This is a genomic window from bacterium, from assembly GCA_028820935.1.
Lineage (GTDB): Bacteria > Actinomycetota > Acidimicrobiia > Spongiisociales > Spongiisociaceae > Spongiisocius.
On the sequence record JAPPHZ010000019.1, the window covers coordinates 52,003 to 72,292 of the forward strand.

The 20,290-nt window shown below is 68.4% G+C and carries 15 protein-coding genes; 7 read left to right on the forward strand and 8 right to left on the reverse strand.

What is annotated here, in order from left to right:
- Nucleotides 1-309: 309 nt before the first annotated feature.
- The gene (locus OXM57_04435) at nt 310-1,593 is read right to left on the reverse strand and encodes a DUF4143 domain-containing protein (protein ID MDE0351916.1); all 1,284 of its coding nucleotides are present in this window, start codon (nt 1,591-1,593) and stop codon (nt 310-312) included.
- A 164-nt stretch (nt 1,594-1,757) separates the two neighbouring features.
- On the opposite strand from OXM57_04435, the gene OXM57_04440 reads away from it, so the two are divergent.
- Nucleotides 1,758-3,470: a thiamine pyrophosphate-binding protein gene (locus tag OXM57_04440; GenBank protein MDE0351917.1), complete on the forward strand. Its 1,713-nt coding sequence runs from the start codon at nt 1,758-1,760 to the stop codon at nt 3,468-3,470.
- A 21-nt stretch (nt 3,471-3,491) separates the two neighbouring features.
- Here OXM57_04440 and OXM57_04445 read toward each other — a convergent pair whose 3' ends face one another.
- From OXM57_04445 to OXM57_04455, 3 genes are all read right to left on the reverse strand, one after another.
- A complete protein-coding gene (locus tag OXM57_04445; protein ID MDE0351918.1) occupies nt 3,492-5,228 on the reverse strand; it encodes a hypothetical protein in 1,737 nt (578 codons plus the stop codon).
- Nucleotides 5,229-5,380: 152 nt separating this feature from the next.
- A complete protein-coding gene (locus OXM57_04450; protein MDE0351919.1) occupies nt 5,381-6,808 on the reverse strand; it encodes an aldehyde dehydrogenase family protein in 1,428 nt (475 codons plus the stop codon).
- 10 nt (nt 6,809-6,818) lie between these two features.
- Nucleotides 6,819-7,628, reverse strand: coding sequence for a protein phosphatase 2C domain-containing protein (locus OXM57_04455; protein MDE0351920.1), 810 nt, complete (start codon nt 7,626-7,628; stop codon nt 6,819-6,821).
- An 87-nt stretch (nt 7,629-7,715) separates the two neighbouring features.
- On the opposite strand from OXM57_04455, the gene OXM57_04460 reads away from it, so the two are divergent.
- Genes OXM57_04460 through OXM57_04470 form a run of 3 tightly spaced genes read left to right on the forward strand, consistent with a single transcriptional unit; the run spans nt 7,716 to nt 10,316 of the window.
- A complete protein-coding gene (locus OXM57_04460; protein ID MDE0351921.1) occupies nt 7,716-8,852 on the forward strand; it encodes an acetate--CoA ligase family protein in 1,137 nt (378 codons plus the stop codon).
- Nucleotides 8,849-9,733 carry a CoA-binding protein gene (locus OXM57_04465; GenBank protein MDE0351922.1) on the forward strand — a complete coding sequence of 295 codons (885 nt, stop codon included), beginning with the start codon at nt 8,849-8,851 and terminating at the stop codon, nt 9,731-9,733. Before OXM57_04460 ends, OXM57_04465 begins: the two co-directional genes overlap by 4 nt.
- Nucleotides 9,720-10,316, forward strand: a complete 597-nt coding sequence (locus OXM57_04470; GenBank protein MDE0351923.1) for a VanZ family protein — start codon at nt 9,720-9,722, stop codon at nt 10,314-10,316. Before OXM57_04465 ends, OXM57_04470 begins: the two co-directional genes overlap by 14 nt.
- 23 nt (nt 10,317-10,339) lie before the next feature.
- On the opposite strand, the gene OXM57_04475 is transcribed toward OXM57_04470, so the two are convergent.
- From OXM57_04475 to nrfD, 3 genes are read right to left on the reverse strand one after another with little or no spacing between them, the layout of a single operon-like run.
- Nucleotides 10,340-11,035 carry a haloacid dehalogenase type II gene (locus OXM57_04475; GenBank protein MDE0351924.1) on the reverse strand — a complete coding sequence of 232 codons (696 nt, stop codon included), beginning with the start codon at nt 11,033-11,035 and terminating at the stop codon, nt 10,340-10,342.
- Nucleotides 11,036-11,070: 35 nt separating this feature from the next.
- Complete coding sequence (locus OXM57_04480; GenBank protein ID MDE0351925.1) at nt 11,071-13,809, reverse strand: molybdopterin-dependent oxidoreductase; 2,739 nt, start codon at nt 13,807-13,809, stop codon at nt 11,071-11,073.
- A gap of 18 nt (nt 13,810-13,827) precedes the next feature.
- Nucleotides 13,828-15,408: a polysulfide reductase NrfD gene (gene nrfD, locus OXM57_04485; protein MDE0351926.1), complete on the reverse strand. Its 1,581-nt coding sequence runs from the start codon at nt 15,406-15,408 to the stop codon at nt 13,828-13,830.
- 175 nt (nt 15,409-15,583) lie between these two features.
- Between nrfD and OXM57_04490 the strand changes: the two genes are divergently transcribed.
- The 3 genes from OXM57_04490 to OXM57_04500 are packed head-to-tail and all read left to right on the forward strand — an operon-like array spanning nt 15,584 to nt 18,106.
- Complete coding sequence (locus tag OXM57_04490; GenBank protein MDE0351927.1) at nt 15,584-16,507, forward strand: ABC transporter ATP-binding protein; 924 nt, start codon at nt 15,584-15,586, stop codon at nt 16,505-16,507.
- A gap of 13 nt (nt 16,508-16,520) precedes the next feature.
- A complete protein-coding gene (locus tag OXM57_04495) occupies nt 16,521-17,300 on the forward strand; it encodes an ABC transporter permease (protein ID MDE0351928.1) in 780 nt (259 codons plus the stop codon).
- The gene (locus OXM57_04500; GenBank protein MDE0351929.1) at nt 17,297-18,106 is read left to right on the forward strand and encodes an ABC transporter permease; all 810 of its coding nucleotides are present in this window, start codon (nt 17,297-17,299) and stop codon (nt 18,104-18,106) included. Before OXM57_04495 ends, OXM57_04500 begins: the two co-directional genes overlap by 4 nt.
- A gap of 128 nt (nt 18,107-18,234) precedes the next feature.
- On the opposite strand, the gene OXM57_04505 is transcribed toward OXM57_04500, so the two are convergent.
- The gene (locus OXM57_04505) at nt 18,235-20,232 is read right to left on the reverse strand and encodes a cadherin domain-containing protein (GenBank protein ID MDE0351930.1); all 1,998 of its coding nucleotides are present in this window, start codon (nt 20,230-20,232) and stop codon (nt 18,235-18,237) included.
- Between the last annotated feature and the right edge of the window lie 58 nt (nt 20,233-20,290).

A 20,290-nucleotide genomic window follows, 5' to 3' on the forward strand; every position in this document is an offset into this window, starting at 1 on the left:
GCGGGAGTGGTTCGGTGGACGGCAAATCCTATCCGTGAGCCGGGTCTACAGACGACCCGGCTTGCCGGCCTCAGCTCCCCAGGTCAATTATCGAGGAGCCAGGCGAGCATCGAGGTCGAGATTGCGATGAGTTCCGGCGGCTCCGGATCGAGCACCCTGCGGGCGGCCACGATCCCCCGCCACAGGAACCTGCGATTTTGAAAGCCACAGTTTCAACTTCGGGCGTTTTTTGAAAGGCACGTTGTCAAAATTGGAGGGTTCCACAGATTCTCGGCTCCACGTCGATGTAGTTCCGCCGCGGTGATGGCTTCACGGCCCCAGCGACGTGATGGGTATCACGCACACCCCGTCGGGGCGCTCGAACGCATAGCCGGTGGCGGTCAACACGATCAGCCGCGACGGGACACCTTGCGAGGCGCTGTCGACTCTGGTCCGGAGCCTGATGAGAGCTTCCGCGGCCTTGTCGATGGCGTCGCGGCCACCCAGCTTGACCTCCGCCGCCGCCCAGCGGCCGTCCGGTTGGGTTATCACCAGGTCCACCTCGAGGCCCTGGCTGTCGCGATAGTGGGAAAGAGTGGCCCGGTTGGCGGCGGCGTACACCTGCAGGTCGCGGGTGACCATGGATTCGAAGAGCCGGCCGGCGAAGCGCAGATCCCGCATCAGGGCCGCTACCCCCGTGTCGAGAACGGCGACCGTCAGGGAGGGATCGGCAAGGTGGAGTTTGGGGGCCTTGCGCGCCTGTGCCCGGGAGGCCAGGTGCGGTCTCCAGGCCGGTACCTGCTCCACCACGAACAGGCGACCAAGCGCATCGAGGTACTGGGGAACGGTGCGGCGCTCCAACCCCGGCTGTCCGTTACCGGGCGCCGTGTCCGCCGCCAGCGTGGTGTGTTTGACGTCTGTGGCCACGTTTCTGGCTATTGAGATCAGCAGGCGCTCCATCTTGAGAGGATTCCGCTCGACACCGTCCACCCTCGACACGTCGGTGCGGGTGATCTCGGACAGGTAAGCCCGGGCCGCGTCGCGCGCGGCGTCGACGCTCGCTCCGACGTGCTGGGGCCATCCGCCTCGGCAGGCCAGCCCGAGGACGTGGTCGAGGGAGTGGCCCTGGTCAGTGGCCTGGCAGGGCCCGCCCTCCAGAATGTCGCTGAGCGATATCCTTCCGTCTGACTCGCCAGACTCGAACAGGCTCATGGGACGCATGCGCACCCGGATGATCCTGCCGGCGCCCGAATGCCTGGTGACGTCGTCCGGAGGGTTGGCGGAGCCGGTGAGGATGAACTGGCCTTTGAGGCCTCGAGCATCGCAGGCCCGGCGCATGGGGTTCCAGATGCCCGGCGCCAGTTGCCATTCATCGAGCAGTCGTGGCGTCTCTCCGGCAAGGATGCCACCGGGCTCCATACCGGCCGAGAGGGCTTCGTTCGCGCGTTCGTCGAGGTACACGGCGCTCCGGGCAAACCTTCGACCGGTCCATGTCTTGCCGCAGGCCCTCGGGCCCTCCACCACGACGGCGGGCATCGTCTCCAGGGCAGAACGCATCTCGCCGTCCACGATCCTGGCCAGGTAGCCGGTAGGCGTGATCGTGTCCGGTACCACCCGCTGCCCTTTCTTCGCGATCTCCGTTGCGCAGACCCTGGTAAGCCTATATGCCACTTTAGCGGCGTTCAATATGCCAATAAACCGGCCGCCTCAGCCCTCGGGCTCCGGTCAGGCAGCAATTACCGGGATCTGTGGCCACATCGGCGAGTGGCCACAGGTCAATGGCGGATGTATTCGCGGAACGATCCGTAACCGTTAACGTGCCCGGCATGATGATGGGGGCCAGGGCCCTGGCGGAGATGCTCGACGGGTACGGAGTGACCCATATCTTCATGGTGCCGGCCGTCCTCCGGCGAACACTTGCGGAACTGGAGCGGTTCGGAGTGCGGCGCATCCACACCCACGGGGAGAAGCCGGCCGCGTACATGGCCGACGGGTACGCCAGGATGGCGGGCCGGCCCGGGGTCTGCATGGCCCAGGCGGTGGGAGCGCTGAACCTGGCCGCCGGCCTCCGCGACGCGCGTCTGGCCGGCTCTCCCATCATCGCCCTCACCGGAGGACGTACTCCGGACGCAGCCGGCACGGGCGTCTACCAAGAGTTGGACGACCTGCCTGCCTTCGTCAACGTCACCAAATTCAGCGCTGAGGTTGACTCGGTGGAGCGGATTCCCGATCTGGTCCGGCAGGCATTCCGCTCGGCGGTGTCAGGCCGCCCCGGGCCGGCACACCTCCAGTTCGTCGGCAACGAAGGCCAGATCGACCTCGGGAACGGAGACCTCGATCCCTCCGTCGAGCCACGGTTCGCTTCGGTGCCTCCGGCGCGGCCCCTCCCCGACCGCCAGGCCGTGGCGGCCGCACTGGACCTGCTCGAGCGCGCCGAGCGGCCGGTGCTAGTGGCGGGCGGCGGCGTGCGGGCCTCCCGCGCCTCGGGCGAGTTGGTGGCTGTCGCGGAACGGCTGTCGATCCCCGTGGTGACCTCCCTCAACGGGAAGGACACGATTCCGGGAATCCACCCCCTGTGCGTCGGGGTGGTGGGCACCTACTCACGGAGCGCCGCCAACCGGGTCGTCAACCAGGCGGATCTGGTGTGTTTCGTGGGGTCGAGCACCGGCAGCATGACGACCCACTTCTGGCAGGTTCCGGCACCCGGGGTTCCCGCCATCCAGATCGACATCGACCCGGAAGTGCTGGGTCGCAACTACCCGCTGCGGGTGTCCATCAACGCGGATGCCCGGGCAGCCCTGGCCTCCATCCTCGAACGAGCCGGCCCGGCCGGTGCGAACCGGCAGGAATGGCTCGCCACTGCCCGCGATGAGGTGGATGCGTGGCGCCGGCAACACCTGGGGCGTCTTCGCTCGGATGCGGCGCCCATCCGCCCGGAGCGGATCTGCGCAGAGTTGACGGATCTCGTACCCGACGATGCCTGCATCGTTGTCGACACCGGCCACGCCGGCATGTGGATGGGCGGCATGTTCGACACCCGGACGCCCGACCAGCGCTACCTCCGCACCTCCGGACACCTCGGCTGGGCGTTCCCCGCCGCGCTGGGCGCCAAGTGCGCGGCCCCGGACCGCCCTGTGGTCTGCTTCACCGGTGACGCCGGGCTCTGGTACCACATCGCCGAGATCGAGACCGCCGTCCGGTGGGGCATCAACACGGTGACGGTGGTCAACAACAACTCCTCGGGCAACCAGTCCGCCCGCGGGTTCGACCGCGCCTACGGAGGAGAGCAGACGCCCGAGGGCCGCCGCCTGTGGACCTTCACCGACGTGGACTTCGCCCGGCTCGCCGAAGGGATGGGGGCGATGGGCATCCGGGTCGAGAAGCCCGACCAGATCGGCCCCGCCCTCGACCGCGCCCTGGAGGCGGAGCGACCCGTCATCATCGACGTAGTCACCGATGTCGCGGCAATGGCACCCCTCGCCGTGGTTTGACGGCTGATGCTCCGTCGTGCGCTAGCGGGGGCCGTCGACCGTCACCGTTACGACATCGACCCCGTGGTACTTCTGGTGGCGTACCGACGACGAGTAGTGCTCCAGCAGGCGGAATGAGATCTCCCGGACGTCGGTTATCTCGGAGGCTTCGCCCAGGTAGGACAGGCGGTCCTCCAGGTTCTCCCTATCCGACGCGCACACGAACTCCAGCTCCGCCCCCTCTGCACGGGACCGGGCGGCCACCACCAGGCGGCGCTCGTCCTCGGTCTGGTCCTGGGCCGTTTCCAGGCTGGACAGGGTCTCCTCGCCGACCAGGACCAGCCTCTCCGCCGAGTCCGAGTCCCACCCGACCTTGGAGGCAAACCTGCGCAGGAAGTCTCCGAGTTTCGGCAGCGTTTCCGAGTCGAGTCCGAGCTCCAACCGCATGCGCCGGGGGCCGGTCAGCTCTATGAAGGACGTCATGAGAATGGCGACGATCGCTCCTGACGTCATCCCGTTTCCGAGCAACACCCCCAAGAACCCCTTACCCAGCAGATCGGGGTAGATCACCTGGTTCTGGAAGCCCACGCCGATCCAGAAAGCCAGTCCCGCCACCACGGCCTTGCGATGGTCGAGGCCATCCTGGAGGACGATCTTCACGCCCTGGATGAACAGCAGAGCGAGCAGGACGGCGATGTACGCGGCCGCCACCGGCGCCGGGATACCGATCAGGAGAGCCGTCGCCTTGGGCAGGAACGCCACGGCCACGAAGATGATGCCGATTACAGCGCCGACCCTCCGCGCGGCGATGCCCGTGACCTCGGCCAGCGAGACGCTTGACGAGTAGGTCGTGTTGGGAAGGGTTCCCGCCAGGCCGGAAAGCAGGTTGCCCGTTCCGTCGGCGTTCAGTGCTCCCTGCACCACGCGGAAGTCGGTTGCCTGCTGGCGGCGCCGGGAAACCCGCTGGATGGCTACCCCGTCACCCAGGGTCTCTATCGCTCCCACGAGGGTCACGACCACGAACGCAGGGAGCAGCGCCCAGAACTCGGGGCCGGGAGTGACTTCCAGTCCGGGCCAGCCGCCCGAGGGCACGCCCACCCAGGGGGCCTCCAGCACGGGTCCCACGTCATACAGTCCGAACAGGGCCGCCACGCCGCAACCCACCGCGATGCCGATGACCGGCGACCACAGCCGCAGCGCCGACGGGGCCCGCAACACCAGCCCGGCCACCGTCACCAGGGTCGCCACAGCAGCGGCCGGCGCGGCAGCCGACGACATTCCCTCGGGTACGTCCGTCAGCGAGTCGAACACGACCGGCATGACCGTGGCTGTGATGAGCATGATCACGGTTCCCGAGACGACCGGGGTGAATATGCGACGGAGCAGCGAGAGCCGGGCTGCCATCAGGTACTGGAACAGGGACGAGACCACGATCAGGCTGGCCATCGTGGCGGGTCCGCCCTCCACCAGTGCCGCGACGCAGACTGCTATGAACGCCCCGGAGGTTCCCATGACGAGCACGTACCCGGCGCCTATGCGTCCCCACTTCACGGCCTGGAGCACGGTGGTCACGCCGCTCACGATCAGCGCCGCGAACACGGCCCAGGAGATGTAGGACTCCGGTTGTTCCGCCACCCTGGCGACGATCACCACCGTCAGGACGATCGGCGCGACGATTATCGTGGCGGCCTGCAGGCCGGCCCCGGCCGTCACGGCGGGCGGGGGGTTCTCCTCCGGTTCGTAGCGCACGTTCCGGTTCTCGCGTTCGGCGGCCGCCATCGCCTCTCCTCCTCGTGGTACCCACCAACCTTGCCGTCCGATCGGACGGATCTACTGAGCGGTCTCTCGGCCCCGCTGAGTACGTTCATGATAAGAGCCGGAAGGCGCCGCGGACGGGGTTTGGGGGTCCCTGAGGGCCCAGTTGGGGTTGCTCATTCTCCGTATCGACGCCAGTGGTCGCCGAACAGGGCCTCTTCGGTGGGTCGGTCCTCGGCGATGGTGGTGGACAGGTGGGTCAGGTTGATGAAGTGGCGGTAGTTCAGATTCTCGCTGATGCTGTTTCCCGCCCAGGTTCCGCAGCCCATCGTCAGGGTGAAGGGAAGCCCGTTGGTGAAGCTGCCCCCGTTCCCGATGGCGTGGGCCTGGTTGACGAGCACCCGGACCACGTCCAGCTCGGTCGCAAGGAGGCGGGCATTGTCGACCGAAGCCGTGTATATCCCGCACGAGTGGCCCCGCCCTCTGACCTCCAGGACGGCCCTCACCGTCTCGATAGCCTCCCGGATGCCGGCCGCCCGGTAGACGGTGAGCACTAGCGAGAGCTTTTCGTCGGCGAAGGATGCGGCGGTGGCCGGCAGCTCGTCCTCGACCAGGAACAACCGAGCCTTCGCAGCCTGGCCGCCCAGCCCGGCGCGCCGGGCGAGGACGTCCGCATCCCGAGCGATCATCTCGCGGTTCAGCCTCCCGTCCACCCACAGAGCGTCCCGGATCGCACCCTTCTCCCGCCCGTCGACCACGTAGGCCCCGGCCTTGCGAAGCTCGTCCAGCGCCCGGTCGTATACGTCATCGAGGATCACCAGCGAGTTCTCCGAGGAGCAAGATGTGGCGTTGTCGAAGGTCTTGGAGGCCACGATGCCCGCGGCGGCTTGCCCGAGGTCGGCGGTGCTGTCGATGATCACGGGCACGTTGCCTGCGCCCACTCCGATCGCCGGCTTGCCGCTCCGGTAGGCGCGGCGCACGTTGTTCTGCGACCCGGTGACCACGGACAGGTCGCAAGCCTCCATCAATGCCGTGGTGGAGTTTCGGGTGACCGGTTCCGGGAGGATCTGGACCAGATCGCACGGTGCGCCCACGCCCTCCAGCGCATCCCGCATGAGCTCCACCGCCCGCGACGTGGTCGCGTAGGCGAGCGGCGAGGGCGCGATGATGACCGCGTTGCGGCCCTTGACAGCCATCATCGCCTTGTTGACCGGGGTGGCGGCGGGATTGGTGGACGGCGTGACGGCGGCCACCACCCCGACCGGCTTGGCGTAGATCATCAGGCCTCGGGACGGATCCTCCTCGATCAGGCCCACCGTCCTGGCCCGGCTCAGGTCCCGGAGGGTGCCGAAGGTCTTGCGGCGGTTCTTGAGGATCTTGTCCGGGACGTTCCCGAGGCCGGTGGTCCGGACGGCGAGTTCCGCCAGTTCCCGGGCGTGCTCGGGCTTGTAGAGCGACCAGGCCAGCGCCGTCACCACCTCGTCCACCCGGTCCTGGTCCGATTCGGCGAACTTGGCCATGGCCGACCGGGCTCGGTCCACCACCGCGGTCACGATCTCGCCCGCCGAGTCCTCGGCGCCCGGAGCCTTCGGTCGAGCGGTCATGCGCCGGGCCTCACCGGTCGGGCGGGCGGCGCCGGTGCGCGACCGCGACGGTGGCGTTGTCGTTGAGGCCGAGGTTACGGGCCTTCGCGAGGATGCACTCGGCGATCCCTGAGGCGTCTTCGGCTTCAGGGTCACATGCCGACCCGATGCCGGCCGGTGAGTCGTCCCACAACCACTCCATGCCCCCACCCTCGGCCGCAAGCGGTTCCCAGGCGCCGTCGCTGGCGATGATCACAACATCGGGTAACTCGGAGTCCTCGAACCCGTCGACCATCTCCACGTCGACCGGCCCCGCATCGTGGCCGCCGTCCTCGGGCGGTTGACCCAGGCAAACCCGGATGAACCCGTAGGGATCTCGATGGGGACGACCGCAGCAGGATCCCGAGTAGCCGTCCGGCCCGAGCCACGCCACGAAGGGCATCGTGTCGCCCATCCACCCGATCCGCAGACCACCCTCCGGTGTCCACGCCGCCATGCACAGCGTGCTCATCGGGATGCTGGCGCCCGAGACCCAAGGACTCTCCTCCCGCAACGTCCGGGACAGCTGGAGCACCTGCTCGTTGGCGTCGGCAAAGGCCATTGCCATGTCCGCCTCGCTGCCGATCCGCTCCGGCAGGCAGTCGACGGCCGCCTGCGCCGCCTCATCGCCGCGGGCGTGGCCCCCGAGTCCGTCGGCCACCGCGATCACCCATGAACCGTCATCCGACACTGCCGTGAACATGCGGTCCTCGTTCACCTGGCGTGGTCCGGCGTCTGTCACCGCGGCGACCGACGCTACCCCCGGCGACCGGCCCGGCTCAGTGGATTCAAGACGCGACATAGCGACATCATGCCAGATCGCCGGCTCCCACTGGCGTCCGAGCCACAGGGACGGCGTGCCGGACCGCATAGGATCAACCACTCGAGCATGAACATCCCCGAGCACGCAGCCAAGGCCCTGCTGGAGGACGCCGGCATTAGGGTTCCCGCCGGCACCGTGGCCGACTCGCCCCAGGGAGCGGCCCGGGCCGCCGCCGGCCGCGGCCCGGTGATGGTCAAGGCGCAGGTACCGGCGGGAGGCCGGGGGAAATCGGGTGGCGTCAGGCCCGCTCGGAACCCGGCCGAGGCGCATGCCGTCGCCGAAGATCTCCTAGGCAGCCGTATCGACCGCCACCTGGTAACCGGAGTTCTGGTCGAGGAACGGATACCGGTCGCCAGGGAACTCTACGCCGCGGTCCTCAACCATCCCGCGGGCCCGGCGCGGCGGGTGGTGCTCTCCGAGCGTGGCGGGGTGGACATCGAGGTAACGGCCCGTACCGACCCGGGGTCGATCCGGACGCTCGACATGGACCCGAGAACGGGTTTGCGCCCGCACGCCGCCCGGCGTTTCGTGGCAAGGACGGGAGTGGATGCGGCCGCTCCGGCCGTTGCCGATGTGCTCATTCGGATGGACCGCCTGCATCGGGACTCCGACGCCCAACTCCTCGAGATCAACCCGCTCGCCATCACGGATGCGGGCGACGTGGTGGCGCTGGACTGCAAGCTCGTGATAGACGGCGCCGCCGCGGCCCGCCGGCTGTCGCTTGCCGCCGTCGCCGCACCGGAGCCGCTCACCGAGCTGGAACGGGCCGCCCGGGAACTCGGCCTCCAGTTCGTCGAACTCGACGGGGATATGGGCGTGCTCGCCAACGGCGCCGGCCTCACGATGACCACCATGGACGTGATCGTCCACCTGGGGGGCCGGCCCGCCAACTTCCTCGAGATCGGCGGCGACGCATACACGAAGGCGCGGCCGGCGTTGGAACTCGTGCTCAGGCAGCGGGGACTGCGCTCCCTGGTGGTCAACTTCTGCGGGGCCTTCGCCCGGACCGACGTGATGGTCGACGGGCTGACCGAGGCGTGGCTCGAACTGCAGCCCGATGTCCCCGCCTTCTTCGCCATTGACGGCACCGGGGCGACGGAGGCCAGGAGGATGCTTCAGGAGCGGCTGGGCCTCGAGCCGTACCCGACCATGGATGAGGCGATCACGGCCGCTATCCGTGACGCTGGACAGGATGCCCCATGATCGTCCGGGGCCACGAGCGGGTACTGGTCCAGGGCATCACCGGCCGCCAGGCCACGTACTGGACGGCCCGCATGCAGGAGTACGGCACCCGGGTCGTCGCCGGGGTCAGTCCCCGGAAGGCGGGCATCACCCACTGCGGCGTGCCGGTGTTCGGCAGCGTGCTGGAGGCCGCGGAACATGTCCCCCTGGACGTCTCGGTGTTGTTCGTTCCCCCTCTGAGCGTTAAGCCGGCGGCGCTCGACGCGGTGGCCGCCGGCGTGCCCAAGCTGGTGATCCTCACCGAGCACGTCCCGGTTCAAGACGCCATGCACGTGATCGCGGCCGCCCGGGAGGCCGGAACGGAATTGGTGGGCCCCAACACGGCCGGCCTCGTGACGCCGGGCGAGAGCTCCGTCGGCTTCATGCCCGCCTTCGACCCTGCGATCTTCCGCCCCGGCCGGGTCGGGGTGGTCTCGCGCAGCGGGAGTCTCGGCACCCTGGCCTGCCTGAACATCGTCCGCGCCGGGCTCGGCCAGTCCGCCTTCATCGGGATCGGAGGCGACCCGGTGCTCGGTACGCGCACGCGGCGCGCCCTGGAACTCCTGGAGCAGGATCGGGGCACCGGAGCGATCGTCCTGATCGGCGAGATCGGCGGCGACATGGAGGAGGACGCCGCCGGTTACTTGCCGGAGATGAGCAAGCCGGTCGTGGCCTTCGTCGCCGGGCGAGCCTCGCCCCCGGATCGGAGGATGGGACACGCCGGAGCGATCTTCCAGGGAGATCGGGGGTCGTACGAATCCAAGCGCCGGGCGCTGGAGGGTGCGGGCGCCGTCGTGCTGGACACCCCGTCAGGCATCGGACCGGCCCTGCTTGCGATGGAGGAGAGCGATGGCATCCCATAAAGAGTCCTCCTCGCTGTTCGCCTCGGATCGGGAGCGGCGGCTGTGGACTTGGACGCTGGCCGTCGTGGTGGCCATCTACTCGACCCTCGGCTTGGCGCGGACCCTGGCGGGAATCCTGCGGGACGAGGGTTTACTCGTGGCCGCCTTCCTCATCGGCATGGTCCTCGTCGCGGCGACCGTTCTGGCCCTGGGGCTGAGGACGCGGCCGGGGGCGGCGGAGATAGGCATCGCGCTGGGCATCGCGGCCGTGTACTTCATGGTGATGTTACGGATGGCGCTCCCGGAGGAACGCACCCATCTCATCGAGTACGGCGTGGTGGCCGTCTTCATCCACGAAGCGCTCAAGGAGCGGGCCCGCCAGGGTCGTCGCGTCCCGATCCCGGCCCTGTTGGCGATTGCGGCGGCTTCGGCGGTCGGGACGATCGACGAATGTATCCAGGCATTCATACCCAGCCGCGTCTTCGACCCCGAGGACATCCTGTTCAACTTCCTGGCTGCCCTCATGGCGGTGGTCTCCAGCGTGGCGCTGTCCTGGGCGCGCCGCCGGCGGGACAGGGTGCGGGGAGAGGCCGACCGCCGGTAGCGGCCCCCTGAGATACGCGCCGGCTACACCGGAATCGCTGCCGCGGCGAGGGCCGCTAGGTCGGGGACGACGAGATCGGCGACGGCATCGGTTCGCCGCGTCGCGCCTCCCTGGCCGGCACGGTTGACCCATACCGACGAGATGCCCAGCTGGTTTGCCGGCCCAATGTCGTGGAAGAGGCTTTCGGCCACGTGCAGCCACGCCCGTTTGCCGACCGCCATACGGGCTGCGGCTAGCTCGAAGTTGTTGAGGCTGGGCTTGTAGCTGCGAGCCTGCTGAGCGGTCACCACCACGTCGAAGTCCACGTCCAGCGCCCGGGCCGTGCCTTCGAAGAGGTCGTCGTCCACGTTGGAGATCACCGCGAGCCTGTAGCGCGCCTGCAACGCATCCAGGGCGCTGTTGACATCACCGAACACCGGCCAGCCGGGCAAGGAGTCCGCCAGAGCGTCCTTCTCCGACCCCGCGCACCGGAAGCCCAGTTCCGTTGCGATCATCGCCATCACGTTGCGCAGCACATGCCGATACTCCAGAAACGTCTGCGAGTCCTGCGCCCGGGGCTCCAAGTCCGCGTACAGGGCCAGAATCTCGGCCCTGGATCTCCGCATCCCGTGAGACTCCAGCACCTCGCCGACAGCCGCGCATATGCCGGACTCCCAATCGACCAAGGTCCCGTAACAGTCGAAGCTGACCCACTCGAACCCGCCGAATTCCAGTGTCACATCAACCCAGGATCTTCACGGCCGGTAGGTTTCCGTCAGGCCTCGTACGCGGCTGGAACCGGAGGGAGCGGCCTCGTGAGCCAGCGGGGCCTGCGCAGGCCTCCGGGACCCGGCCCCGGACGTGTCCTGCCCATCCATTCCTGGTAGATCTCATGTGATCTGGCCGTGTCTACGAAGACGTCGCCATAACGGTCTTCGGGACCTGCGTGGCCCAGCCTGACCCGCTGGTGCCAGGCGTGCATGCCGGACACCGGATCGGGATGGACCGGGAATGCCAGGTTCTGGTGGACGCCCGGATCCCGCCACCAGATCCGCTCGCTGTCCGGATCCTCCGACCGGAAGGGCTCGATGCCGGTCTTGTGCCGGAGCAGCCAGCCGCCGTCGTGGCGCCGGATGTCCACCAAGGCCGATGACCACCGCTCGTTGCCCATATTGGCATCGAGACGCCACCTGCCCATGTGGTGGGAGGCAGCCACCACGCCCGGCCTGATCCCCTCGGTGCGCCAGGCCCGCATCACGAAGTAGCCGATGTCGGTGGTTATTCGCACCAGGTCCCCGGTTTCGAACCCGAGCTGGTCGGCGTCGATGGAATTCATCCACAACGGATGGCCGTGGCTGATCTCGTACAGGTACTTGGCGTTACCCGACCGGGTGTGGATGAGGGTGGGCAGCCGGAAGATCGGGAGCAGGATGCGCTCGTCTCCCTCGAGATCGAGATCGCGCCAGTACACGTGAGACTTGAGGTACGTTGGTATGGCCGCATCCGCCCAGTCCCACGATTCCAGCGTGTCGGAGTGCCATTCGAGCAGGCGGGAGGGAGAGGTGAACCCGCTCCTACGCTCCCCTTCGACCTCCACCCCCGGCTGATCGGCGCCCACGGCCTCCTCGTTCAACAGGTAGCGTTCGCGGTCGATCTCGAAGGCACCGTACTTGCGCATGTACTCGAGAGGGGTGAGGCCTTCCCGTCCGGCGTGTTCCGGAAGTCCGGGCACCGAGTTGTCGAACATCCAGCCGTAGTACTCGTCCACGCTGACCGGTCGGGACGGGTCGCCGGGCGACTCGTACCACCGCCTCACCCCGAGGGCGCCGTCGGGGTCGATCCGCCAGGAGAGGTCGATCCAGAACTCGTTCTCCTCCCACACCTCGCCGGGGTTGGCCTCGTAGGTGCGCTCGTACCGCTCACCGGCCCGCTCGCCTGCCACCCGCAGCACGGGTTGGCGGAAGCCGAGCCAGCGGGCCGCATGGGTCTCGTAGGAATGGGTGTCGTGACGTTCGGCGCCGACCCCCATCGGCAGCACGTAGTCGGCGAACCAGGCGGTCTCCGACCAGGTCGGGCTGAGCGCCACGTGGAGACCGACCTTGTCCTCGTCGGTGAGGGCCTCGAGCCAGGTGAAGCCGTCCGGGTTGGTCCAGATGGGGTTGTAGACACGGGTGAAGTAGACCTCGAGCCGTCCCCGATCCTCCTTGAGGAAGTGCGGCAGGAGGTAGCTCAGCTCGTAGTGGCTGAGCGGGAACTCCGCCGGCCAGATCAACTCGTTCCACCTGTTCGCCGGGGGTGGCATGTTCCAGTGGTCGGGCTTGAACTTGTCCCACGCGCTCGGCGAGGTGCCCCCCTCCGTCCCCACCGATCCCGTGAGCACGTGCAGGAAGAAGAGGCAGCGGGCCACCTGCCAGCCCCCGAGGTTCCCCGACCCGGCCGCGCGCCAGGTGTGGGAGGCGAAGCGGCTCCCCGCCTCGGCGATGCCCCTGGCTACCGCCTCGATACGTTCGGGATCCACCCCGGTCTCGGCGGCCGCGAACTCGATCGTGTAGTCCGCGTAGGTCTCGCGCAGCAGTTCGAGAAAGCTCTTGTAGGTGACAGGCCGCTCAGGCGCCCGTGCGGCCAGCGAGGCCTCCCAGTTGACCCACCTGCGTATGAAGTCGTGGTCGACGACATCCCACTCGATCAGCCGGGCGGCGATGGCCAGCAGCATGGCCGCCTCGGTACCCGGCCAGGGGGACAGCCAGTGGTCGGACATGGAGGCGGTGTTCGAGAGGCGCGGGTCGATGGTGGCCACCTGCGCCCCCGCCTGGCGGGCCTCGATTATGCGCTGGGCGTGGGGGTTGAAGTAGTGCCCGGACTCGAGTTGGGCCGACAGCAGGAGGATGAAGCGGGCGTTGGCGAAGTCGGCCGAGGGCCGGTCGTACCCCATCCACATGGCGTAGCCGGTGCGGGCGCCCGAGGAGCAGATGTTGGTGTGGCTGTTGTGCCCGTCCACCCCCCAGGACCGGAGGATGCGGTCGATGAAGCCGTCCTCGCCCGGCCGTCCCACGTGGTAGATGATCTCGTCGTGACGGTCCTCCTGCAGAGCGGTGCGGATCCGGGACGCGATGTCCTCGAGGGCGTCCTCCCAGGAGACCTGCTCCCACTCCCCTCCACCGCGGGGCCCGACCCTCCTCAGCGGGTGCAGTATCCGCTCCGGGTCGTACATCTGGTTGAGGGTCGCCGGTCCCTTGGCGCAGTTGCGGCCCCTCGATCCCGGATGCTCCGGGTTGCCCTCGAAGCGCCGCACCCGGCCGCTGTCCTTGTCGACGTAGGCCAGCAGCCCGCACCCGGCCTCGCAGTTGAAACAGGTGGTCGGCACCAGGCGGTAGCGGCGCTTGACCCGTTCGGGCCACGCCTTGGCGTCGTACTCCTCCCAGTCGTCCCAGGACTCGGCCGGGGGGTAGGGCACCAGGCCCGTCCCGGGGACCAGCCGAGGCAGGCGATCCGTTGCGCGCCGGTCCCTATCCATGGTGACCTCGGTGCCCGCTCATGACAGGGGCACGCTCTGCCCTGCCCTGACGAAGGCGTCATCAGCGAACCAGAGGCCGACCAGGGCCGCCAGGCCTCCCAACTCGGCCACCCAGAGCGGAACGCCGGTGCCGGCCAGGAAGACCGCTCCCAACACCACGGGTATAGCCACCCCGATCACCTGGCCTCCGAGCCACCATTCCCTCGCGTGCGCGCCTCTGGTCAGGTGGTACATCGCGGCGGCATGGTTGCGGGTCGGGTGCCGCGAGACGAGTTCGACCGCTCCGATGACGCCCAGCGCCGCCGCGCCGCCGACGAGGGCCCAGGCGAACGCCCGCTGTACCCCCGGCTCGAGGTCGAAGACCGCAGCCAGCAGCAGTCCCGCCGCGCCGCCCGCCGTGAAAGCCCCGGCCAGCATGTGCCACAACAGCGTCGGGCTCTGCCAGAGGTCCCGGCCCTCCGCCTGGCCGAACAGGAAGGCGGTGTAGCCGGCCACGCCAACGCCTACCACTGCCCCCGCCCAGATGAGTACGGGGAGGAAACCGGCGCCGGCCAGCCCGGAGACGAACCAGAGGCCGAGGATCACGGCGTGCGCGGCCAGGATCCAGGCGCCCTTGACCAGCCACGATCCAGGATTGCCCTTGGTCAGGAGGTAGTAGAACCGGTCGGGTCGTTTGAGGTCCCAAATCAGCAGGACACCGGTCAGGGCCAGGAAGAGCCCGGCGATCAGAGGAACTCCCCACCGGGCGAAGGCGCTGTCCGTACCCGCGCCCGACAGCAACGAGAGCGCCAGGACCATGACGATGCCCGCCGAGATGCCCTTGGTGAGGAAGTAACTCGACACCCTCCAACCCCACGGCATCGGGTGGTCGGTGTTGTAGACGACCCGCGGTGGCGCCTCCTTCGGGGGTCGTGGCGCCGACGGCTGCCCCTTGCCCCGGCGGCTGCCGCTGCGCCCGGCCGTCGGCGTCAGGTCCACGGTCATGAACGACGGCGCCGGATCGCTCCAGATACCCCCGTCGCCCGGGTCGACCGCCCCCAACGGATCGATACCCGCCGGCTCGACGCCCTTGTACCACAGATTCGGCGCTGTGCCCTGCTCCGGGGACCGCTGGAGCATCCGCTCGGCGTGGACCATTCGCGAGATGGGCGTGGTCGGGTCGTGGACATCGCCCGAGATGATCGCTCCTTCCGGACACACCACCACGCAGGCGGGCTCCAGCCCGACCTCGACCCTATGCACGCAGTAGTTGCACTTCTGGGCGGTGTTGTCGTGGGGATCGATGTAGAGCGCGTCGTAGGGGCAGGCCTGCATGCAGCTCTTGCAGCCGATACAGAGGCTGGTGTCGAAGTCGACTATCCCGTCGTCCCGCCGGAACAGGGCATTGGTGGGACAGATCGATATGCAGGGGGCGTCGGTGCAGTGGTTGCACCGCATGACCGAGAAGGACCGTGTGGTGTCGGGCCAGGTTCCCTTCTCGATGTACTTGACCCAGGTGCGGTTCACTCCCAGCGGGACATCGTGCTCGGTCTTGCAAGCCACGGTGCAGGCGTGACAGCCGATACACGCCGTCTGGTCGATGACGAAGCCGTACTGCAAGGCACTCCCTCTATACCTGGACCGCGGGCGCAACCCCGGCCCTGCAAGGGTAATCCGCTTCGGAGTGCCGGACGCTCTATACCGGGACACCGCCCGGGCGATACGTGTCTGGGCCGCGATTCGCCCTCAGGCTTACCGACACTTGGTCGGATAACGCGTGTAACGTTCTGCGACCATGCAACCCCTGGTAGAAGCCACCGACCTGACAAAGCGATTCGGCGACTTCACCGCAGTCGACGCGATCGGCTTCTCCGTCGCCTCGGGAGAGGTGTTCGGCTTCCTCGGTCCCAACGGTGCGGGCAAGAGCTCCACCATGCGGATGATCGGCGCCGTCTCGCCCGTGACGTCCGGACGGCTGCGCGTGTTCGGTCTCGATCCGGCTACCGACGGCCGGCACATCCGGTCCCGGCTGGGGGTGGTACCCCAGGACGACTCGCTCGACATGGAGTTGAGCGTGGAGGAGAACCTGTACATCTATGGCCGGTACTACGACATCCCGCGCCGCGAGATCCGTGCCCGGATCGACGAACTGATCGACTTCGCCCAGCTCCGAGAGCGCCGCACCTCGCGGGTGGATCCGCTCTCGGGCGGGATGAAGCGGCGCCTCACGATCGCCAGGGGCCTGATCAACCGTCCCGACCTCCTGCTCCTCGACGAGCCGACCACGGGACTCGACCCCCAGGCCCGCCACGTGTTGTGGGATCGTCTCTACCGGCTCAAGCAGGACGGGGTTACCCAGATCATCACCACCCACTACATGGACGAGGCCGAGCAGTTGTGTGATCGGCTGGTGATCATGGACCGGGGCCGCATCGTCGCCGAGGGGTCGCCCCGCGGTCTCATCGAGACCCACGCAACCCGCGAGGTGTTAGAGGTGCGCTTCCCTGTGGGAGAGTTGGAGCCGGCTGGACCGACGCTCCAGGGGACGGCCGATCGGGTCGAGTTGCTGGCCGATCGGGCACTCCTCTACACCTCCGATGCCGACTCTGCTCTGGGGGAGGTACACCGGCTCGGTCTCCGGCCGGAGAGCGCGCTGGTGCGCCGCAGCACGCTCGAGGACGTCTTCCTCAAGCTGACCGGGCGCACCCTGGTCGACTGACGAGGGCCGGCTGATGCAGGTACCGGGAGCGCTGCGAGTCGTCGAGGCGAACGCCATCGCGTACCGGCGGGTCTGGAAGGGGTCGGCGTTCTCCTCGTTCGTCACCCCGGCCCTGTTCCTGGTGGCGATGGGCCTGGGCCTCGGGTCGCTGGTCGACCGTGGAACGGGCGCCGCCGCTTTCGAGGACCTCAGCTACGTGGCCTTCCTCGCGCCCGGACTCCTCGTCGCCAGCGCCATGCAGTCCGGAGCGGCCGAGGGATCGTTCCAGGTGATCGCCGGGATGAAGTGGACCCGCAACTACCACTCGGTGGTCGCCTCGCCGGTCGGCACCGGCGGCCTGGTCGCGGGTCACTTCATCTGGACCGGCCTCCGGGTGTTGATGGTCTCGGTGATCTTCGGGGCGGTAGCGGCCGCCCTGGGGGCTATCTCGCCGGTAGCCGCCCTGGCCCTGGCGCCCATCGGGATACTCATCGGCCTGGCCACCGTGGCGCCGATGACCGCCTTCACCGCCAACCGGGAGAACACCGAAGCCCTCACCGCCGTCTTCCGTTTCGGCATCACGCCCATGTACCTCTTCTCGGGCGCCTTCTTCCCGATCACCCAGCTACCCGGTTGGCTCCAGTCCGTGGCAACGGTGACGCCGTTGTGGCACGCGGTCGAGCTGGCCCGGCGGGTAGCACTCGGCTACGACTCGGCCCTTCCGGCCTGGCAACACGTCGGGTACCTGGTCCTGATATTCGCCGTGGGGGCTGCCCTCACCCGCCGCCTCTTCTCCCGGCGGCTGAACGTATGACCACCCGCACGCTGGCACTCCGGATCCTGCCGCCTCCGCTGGTGGGGCTGCGCGCCCAGCGCCTGATCGAGCGCAACATGCTCGTCTACAGGCGGGCGTGGATGATCCTCGTGTCGGGCTTCTTCGAGCCGGTCTTCTACCTGCTCTCGCTCGGGATCGGGATGGGCCGCCTGGTCGGAGAGGTGGCCGGCCCGGGGGGTACCACCCTCAGCTACGCGGCCTTCGTGGCGCCGGCCCTGCTAGCGGCCTCGGCCATGAACGGAGCGGTGTTGGAGTCGACCATCAACATCTTCATCAAGCTCCGGTACGGCAAGATCTACGACGCCATCCTCGCCACCCCCCTCCGCCCGTGGGACATCGCCATCGGGGAGATAACCTGGTCGTTGATCCGCGGCGTCCTCTATTCGACCGGATTCGTCGTGGTCATGGCGGCGATGGGCCTGGTGGCCACACCGCTGGTGATCCTGGCCATACCGGCGGCGACCCTGATCGGCTTCGCCTTCGGAGCGGTCGGCATGGCGGCCTCCACCTTCATGCGTAGCTGGCAGGACTTCGACCTGGTCGTGCTGTTCCTGCTGCCCATGTTCCTGTTCAGCGCCACCTTCTACCCGCTCGACGTCTACCCGCCGGCGCTCCGGGCCCTCACCCAACTCTCGCCGCTGTATCACGGGGTCGAGCTCATCCGGGCTTTCACCCTCCGCTCCTTCGACCTGGGGATCTTGGGCCACGTGGCCTACCTGATCGCGCTCGGATCGGTGGGACTTGTGGTGGCCGGACGGCGGCTCGGCGCCCTGCTCAACCCGTAGGCAGCGAGGCATCCGGCCGCGTCGGCAACCCCGCAGATCTCCTCGAGCAAGGGCGCCAGAGATGCGACGGTCCGCCGGTCGGGGGCGCCGGTAGCAACCGGCCGAAGCGACGCGCCCCGGTCCTGTTCCTAGGAATCGGGGACCCGGCTCTCGGCGCGGTAGAGGAACGCCGCCATCTGCGCGCGTAGCGTGTCACGCTCGGGGCAGAACACCGAACCGTCGCCGCAGCCGGCGGTGATCCCCCACGCGGCGAGCCTGGCCACGTGGTCCGCGTACCACGCGTCGGAGGGCACATCCGCAAACGCCGGGGCCAGGCCCCGTGCCAGCTTGTAGGCCCGCGACAGGAACACCGCCATCTGCGCGCGGGTCACGGTGCCATCGGGACAGAACACGGAACCATCCTTACAGCCCGCCGTGACGCCGAGTTCGGCCAGTCGCTCGATGAACGGCACATGGAACCCCGAGGCTTCCACATCCGCGAACCTCGACGTCGAGACCGCAGACGGGTCCCTGCCGTCGAGGACGCGCACGATCCACACCGCCGCCGTCTTGCGGTCGATCGCCTCGCCCGGGCAGAAACCCTGCTCGCACTCGGTACCGGCGAACACACCGAGTGGGCCCAGCGTCGACACCGCCGCGGAGTAGTACACATCACCGGCAACATCACCGAACACACCCACCGGACCGGCAGCCGGCGCCGGACCGGAAGGACCGCCGCCAGTGCCACCGCCACCACTAGCACCGCCGCTGCTGCTCGGCGTCGACGATGGGCCGGACGGCGGCTCCGGACGTTCCTCCGTCACGGCCACCCTCACGTCGAGGTCGGTGGCGTGGTCGGCCGGATCTGTGGCCGTCACCGTGATCTCGTAGATGTTGTCGCCGCCGTTGTCCCCCGGCGTGGCGTGGTCCGGCGGCTCGCGGAAACGCAGCCGGCCACCGCTGATCGTGAACTGGCCGCTGTCGGCACCCGACCGCGACCAGGTGATCGATTGCCGTTCGGGGTCGGTGGCCCGGTAGGTGAAGACAGTCCTGGTCTCGCCGCTCGGGTAGAAGACCACCGCGTCTCCGGTCAGGACCGGGGGCTCCTCCACGTCGGTGACCGTGATCGTCACCGTGACCGAGGCGGAGGCGAGCGAGGGGTCGGTGGCGGTCACCCGCACCCGGTAGCTCGACCTGGTCTCGCGATCGAGCGCCGCCTTCGTACTCAGCAGGCCGGTAGCGCGGTTGATGTCGAACAGCGCCGCGTCCGCCCCGCCCAGCGTGTAGGTCAGGGGGTCGCCGGGGTCGCTGGCCGTGACAGGGTCGCCGATCGCGGTCTCCGGGTCCGTCTTCTCGGCCACGCTGCGCGTGGTGCTCGTGGATTCGAACTCGGGCCGGCTGTTCTCGGGCGGCGGTGTCCGGACCGGATTGTCCGACTCCACCGTCGTGGTCTTGGTCGTGCCGTGGCGGTCGACGTACGACACATCGAAGCTCAGGTCCTTGCCGACGTCTTCATCGTCCGGCACGTAGACGGGCGAAGTGGCCTGGGCTGGTAAAACAGCAGCGCGGAACGGTACAGCGGCGAAGGCGCCGGCAGCCGCGACGACCGGTGAGGCGGTATAGCCGAGGGCCGAGCCGGTCTTGGTGCCATCCGGCAACGTCCACGAGATTTCGGAGATGGTCCCGTCGGGATCGGCCAGGGTGGCCCGCAATCCGGTGCCCACCTGCGGTTGCAGGTTCGACAGCTGGACGACTCCCGGCTCCTCCACGTTCGTGACGGTGACCGTCACGTCCAGTGTTCCGGTATGGGTGCCGTCGAAGGCCCGTACCGTCACGTCGTAGACGTTGTTGCCGCCGCTGTCCTGAGGGGCTTCGAAGTCGGGAACGGTGACGAACGAGAGCTCACCGTCGGTCGAGATCGTGAAGTCGCCGGAATCGCGCCCACCCAGCGACCAGTGGACGATGAACTCCTCCGGGTCGTTGGCCACGTAGGCGCCCACCGGCCCGTCGTGATCCTCCTCAACCGTGATCGTGGCTTGGCTGTTCGGAGCGGCGGGTCCGGGCTGGGGCGGCTCGTTCACGTCCGTGACCGTCACCGTCACATCCAGAGGGGTGCTCTTGCCGGCCGCCGTGGCGGTCACGGTCACCGAATAGACACCCCAGGAGCGGAAATGTCAAGCTGCAGCTCGGTTGGCGGGTTGTCGG

Bases quoted from the DNA above. Each gene is read 5' to 3' on its own strand.
- OXM57_04440 (MDE0351917.1), top strand. From the start codon at position 1,758: ATGGCGGATGTATTCGCGGAACGATCCGTAACCGTTAACGTGCCCGGC.
- OXM57_04445 (MDE0351918.1), bottom strand. From the start codon at position 5,228: ATGGCGGCCGCCGAACGCGAGAACCGGAACGTGCGCTACGAACCGGAG.
- OXM57_04450 (MDE0351919.1), bottom strand. From the start codon at position 6,808: ATGACCGCTCGACCGAAGGCTCCGGGCGCCGAGGACTCGGCGGGCGAG.
- OXM57_04455 (MDE0351920.1), bottom strand. From the start codon at position 7,628: ATGTCGCGTCTTGAATCCACTGAGCCGGGCCGGTCGCCGGGGGTAGCG.
- OXM57_04460 (MDE0351921.1), top strand. From the start codon at position 7,716: ATGAACATCCCCGAGCACGCAGCCAAGGCCCTGCTGGAGGACGCCGGC.
- OXM57_04465 (MDE0351922.1), top strand. From the start codon at position 8,849: ATGATCGTCCGGGGCCACGAGCGGGTACTGGTCCAGGGCATCACCGGC.
- OXM57_04470 (MDE0351923.1), top strand. From the start codon at position 9,720: ATGGCATCCCATAAAGAGTCCTCCTCGCTGTTCGCCTCGGATCGGGAG.
- OXM57_04480 (MDE0351925.1), bottom strand. From the start codon at position 13,809: ATGGATAGGGACCGGCGCGCAACGGATCGCCTGCCTCGGCTGGTCCCC.
- OXM57_04490 (MDE0351927.1), top strand. From the start codon at position 15,584: ATGCAACCCCTGGTAGAAGCCACCGACCTGACAAAGCGATTCGGCGAC.
- OXM57_04495 (MDE0351928.1), top strand. From the start codon at position 16,521: ATGCAGGTACCGGGAGCGCTGCGAGTCGTCGAGGCGAACGCCATCGCG.
- OXM57_04500 (MDE0351929.1), top strand. From the start codon at position 17,297: ATGACCACCCGCACGCTGGCACTCCGGATCCTGCCGCCTCCGCTGGTG.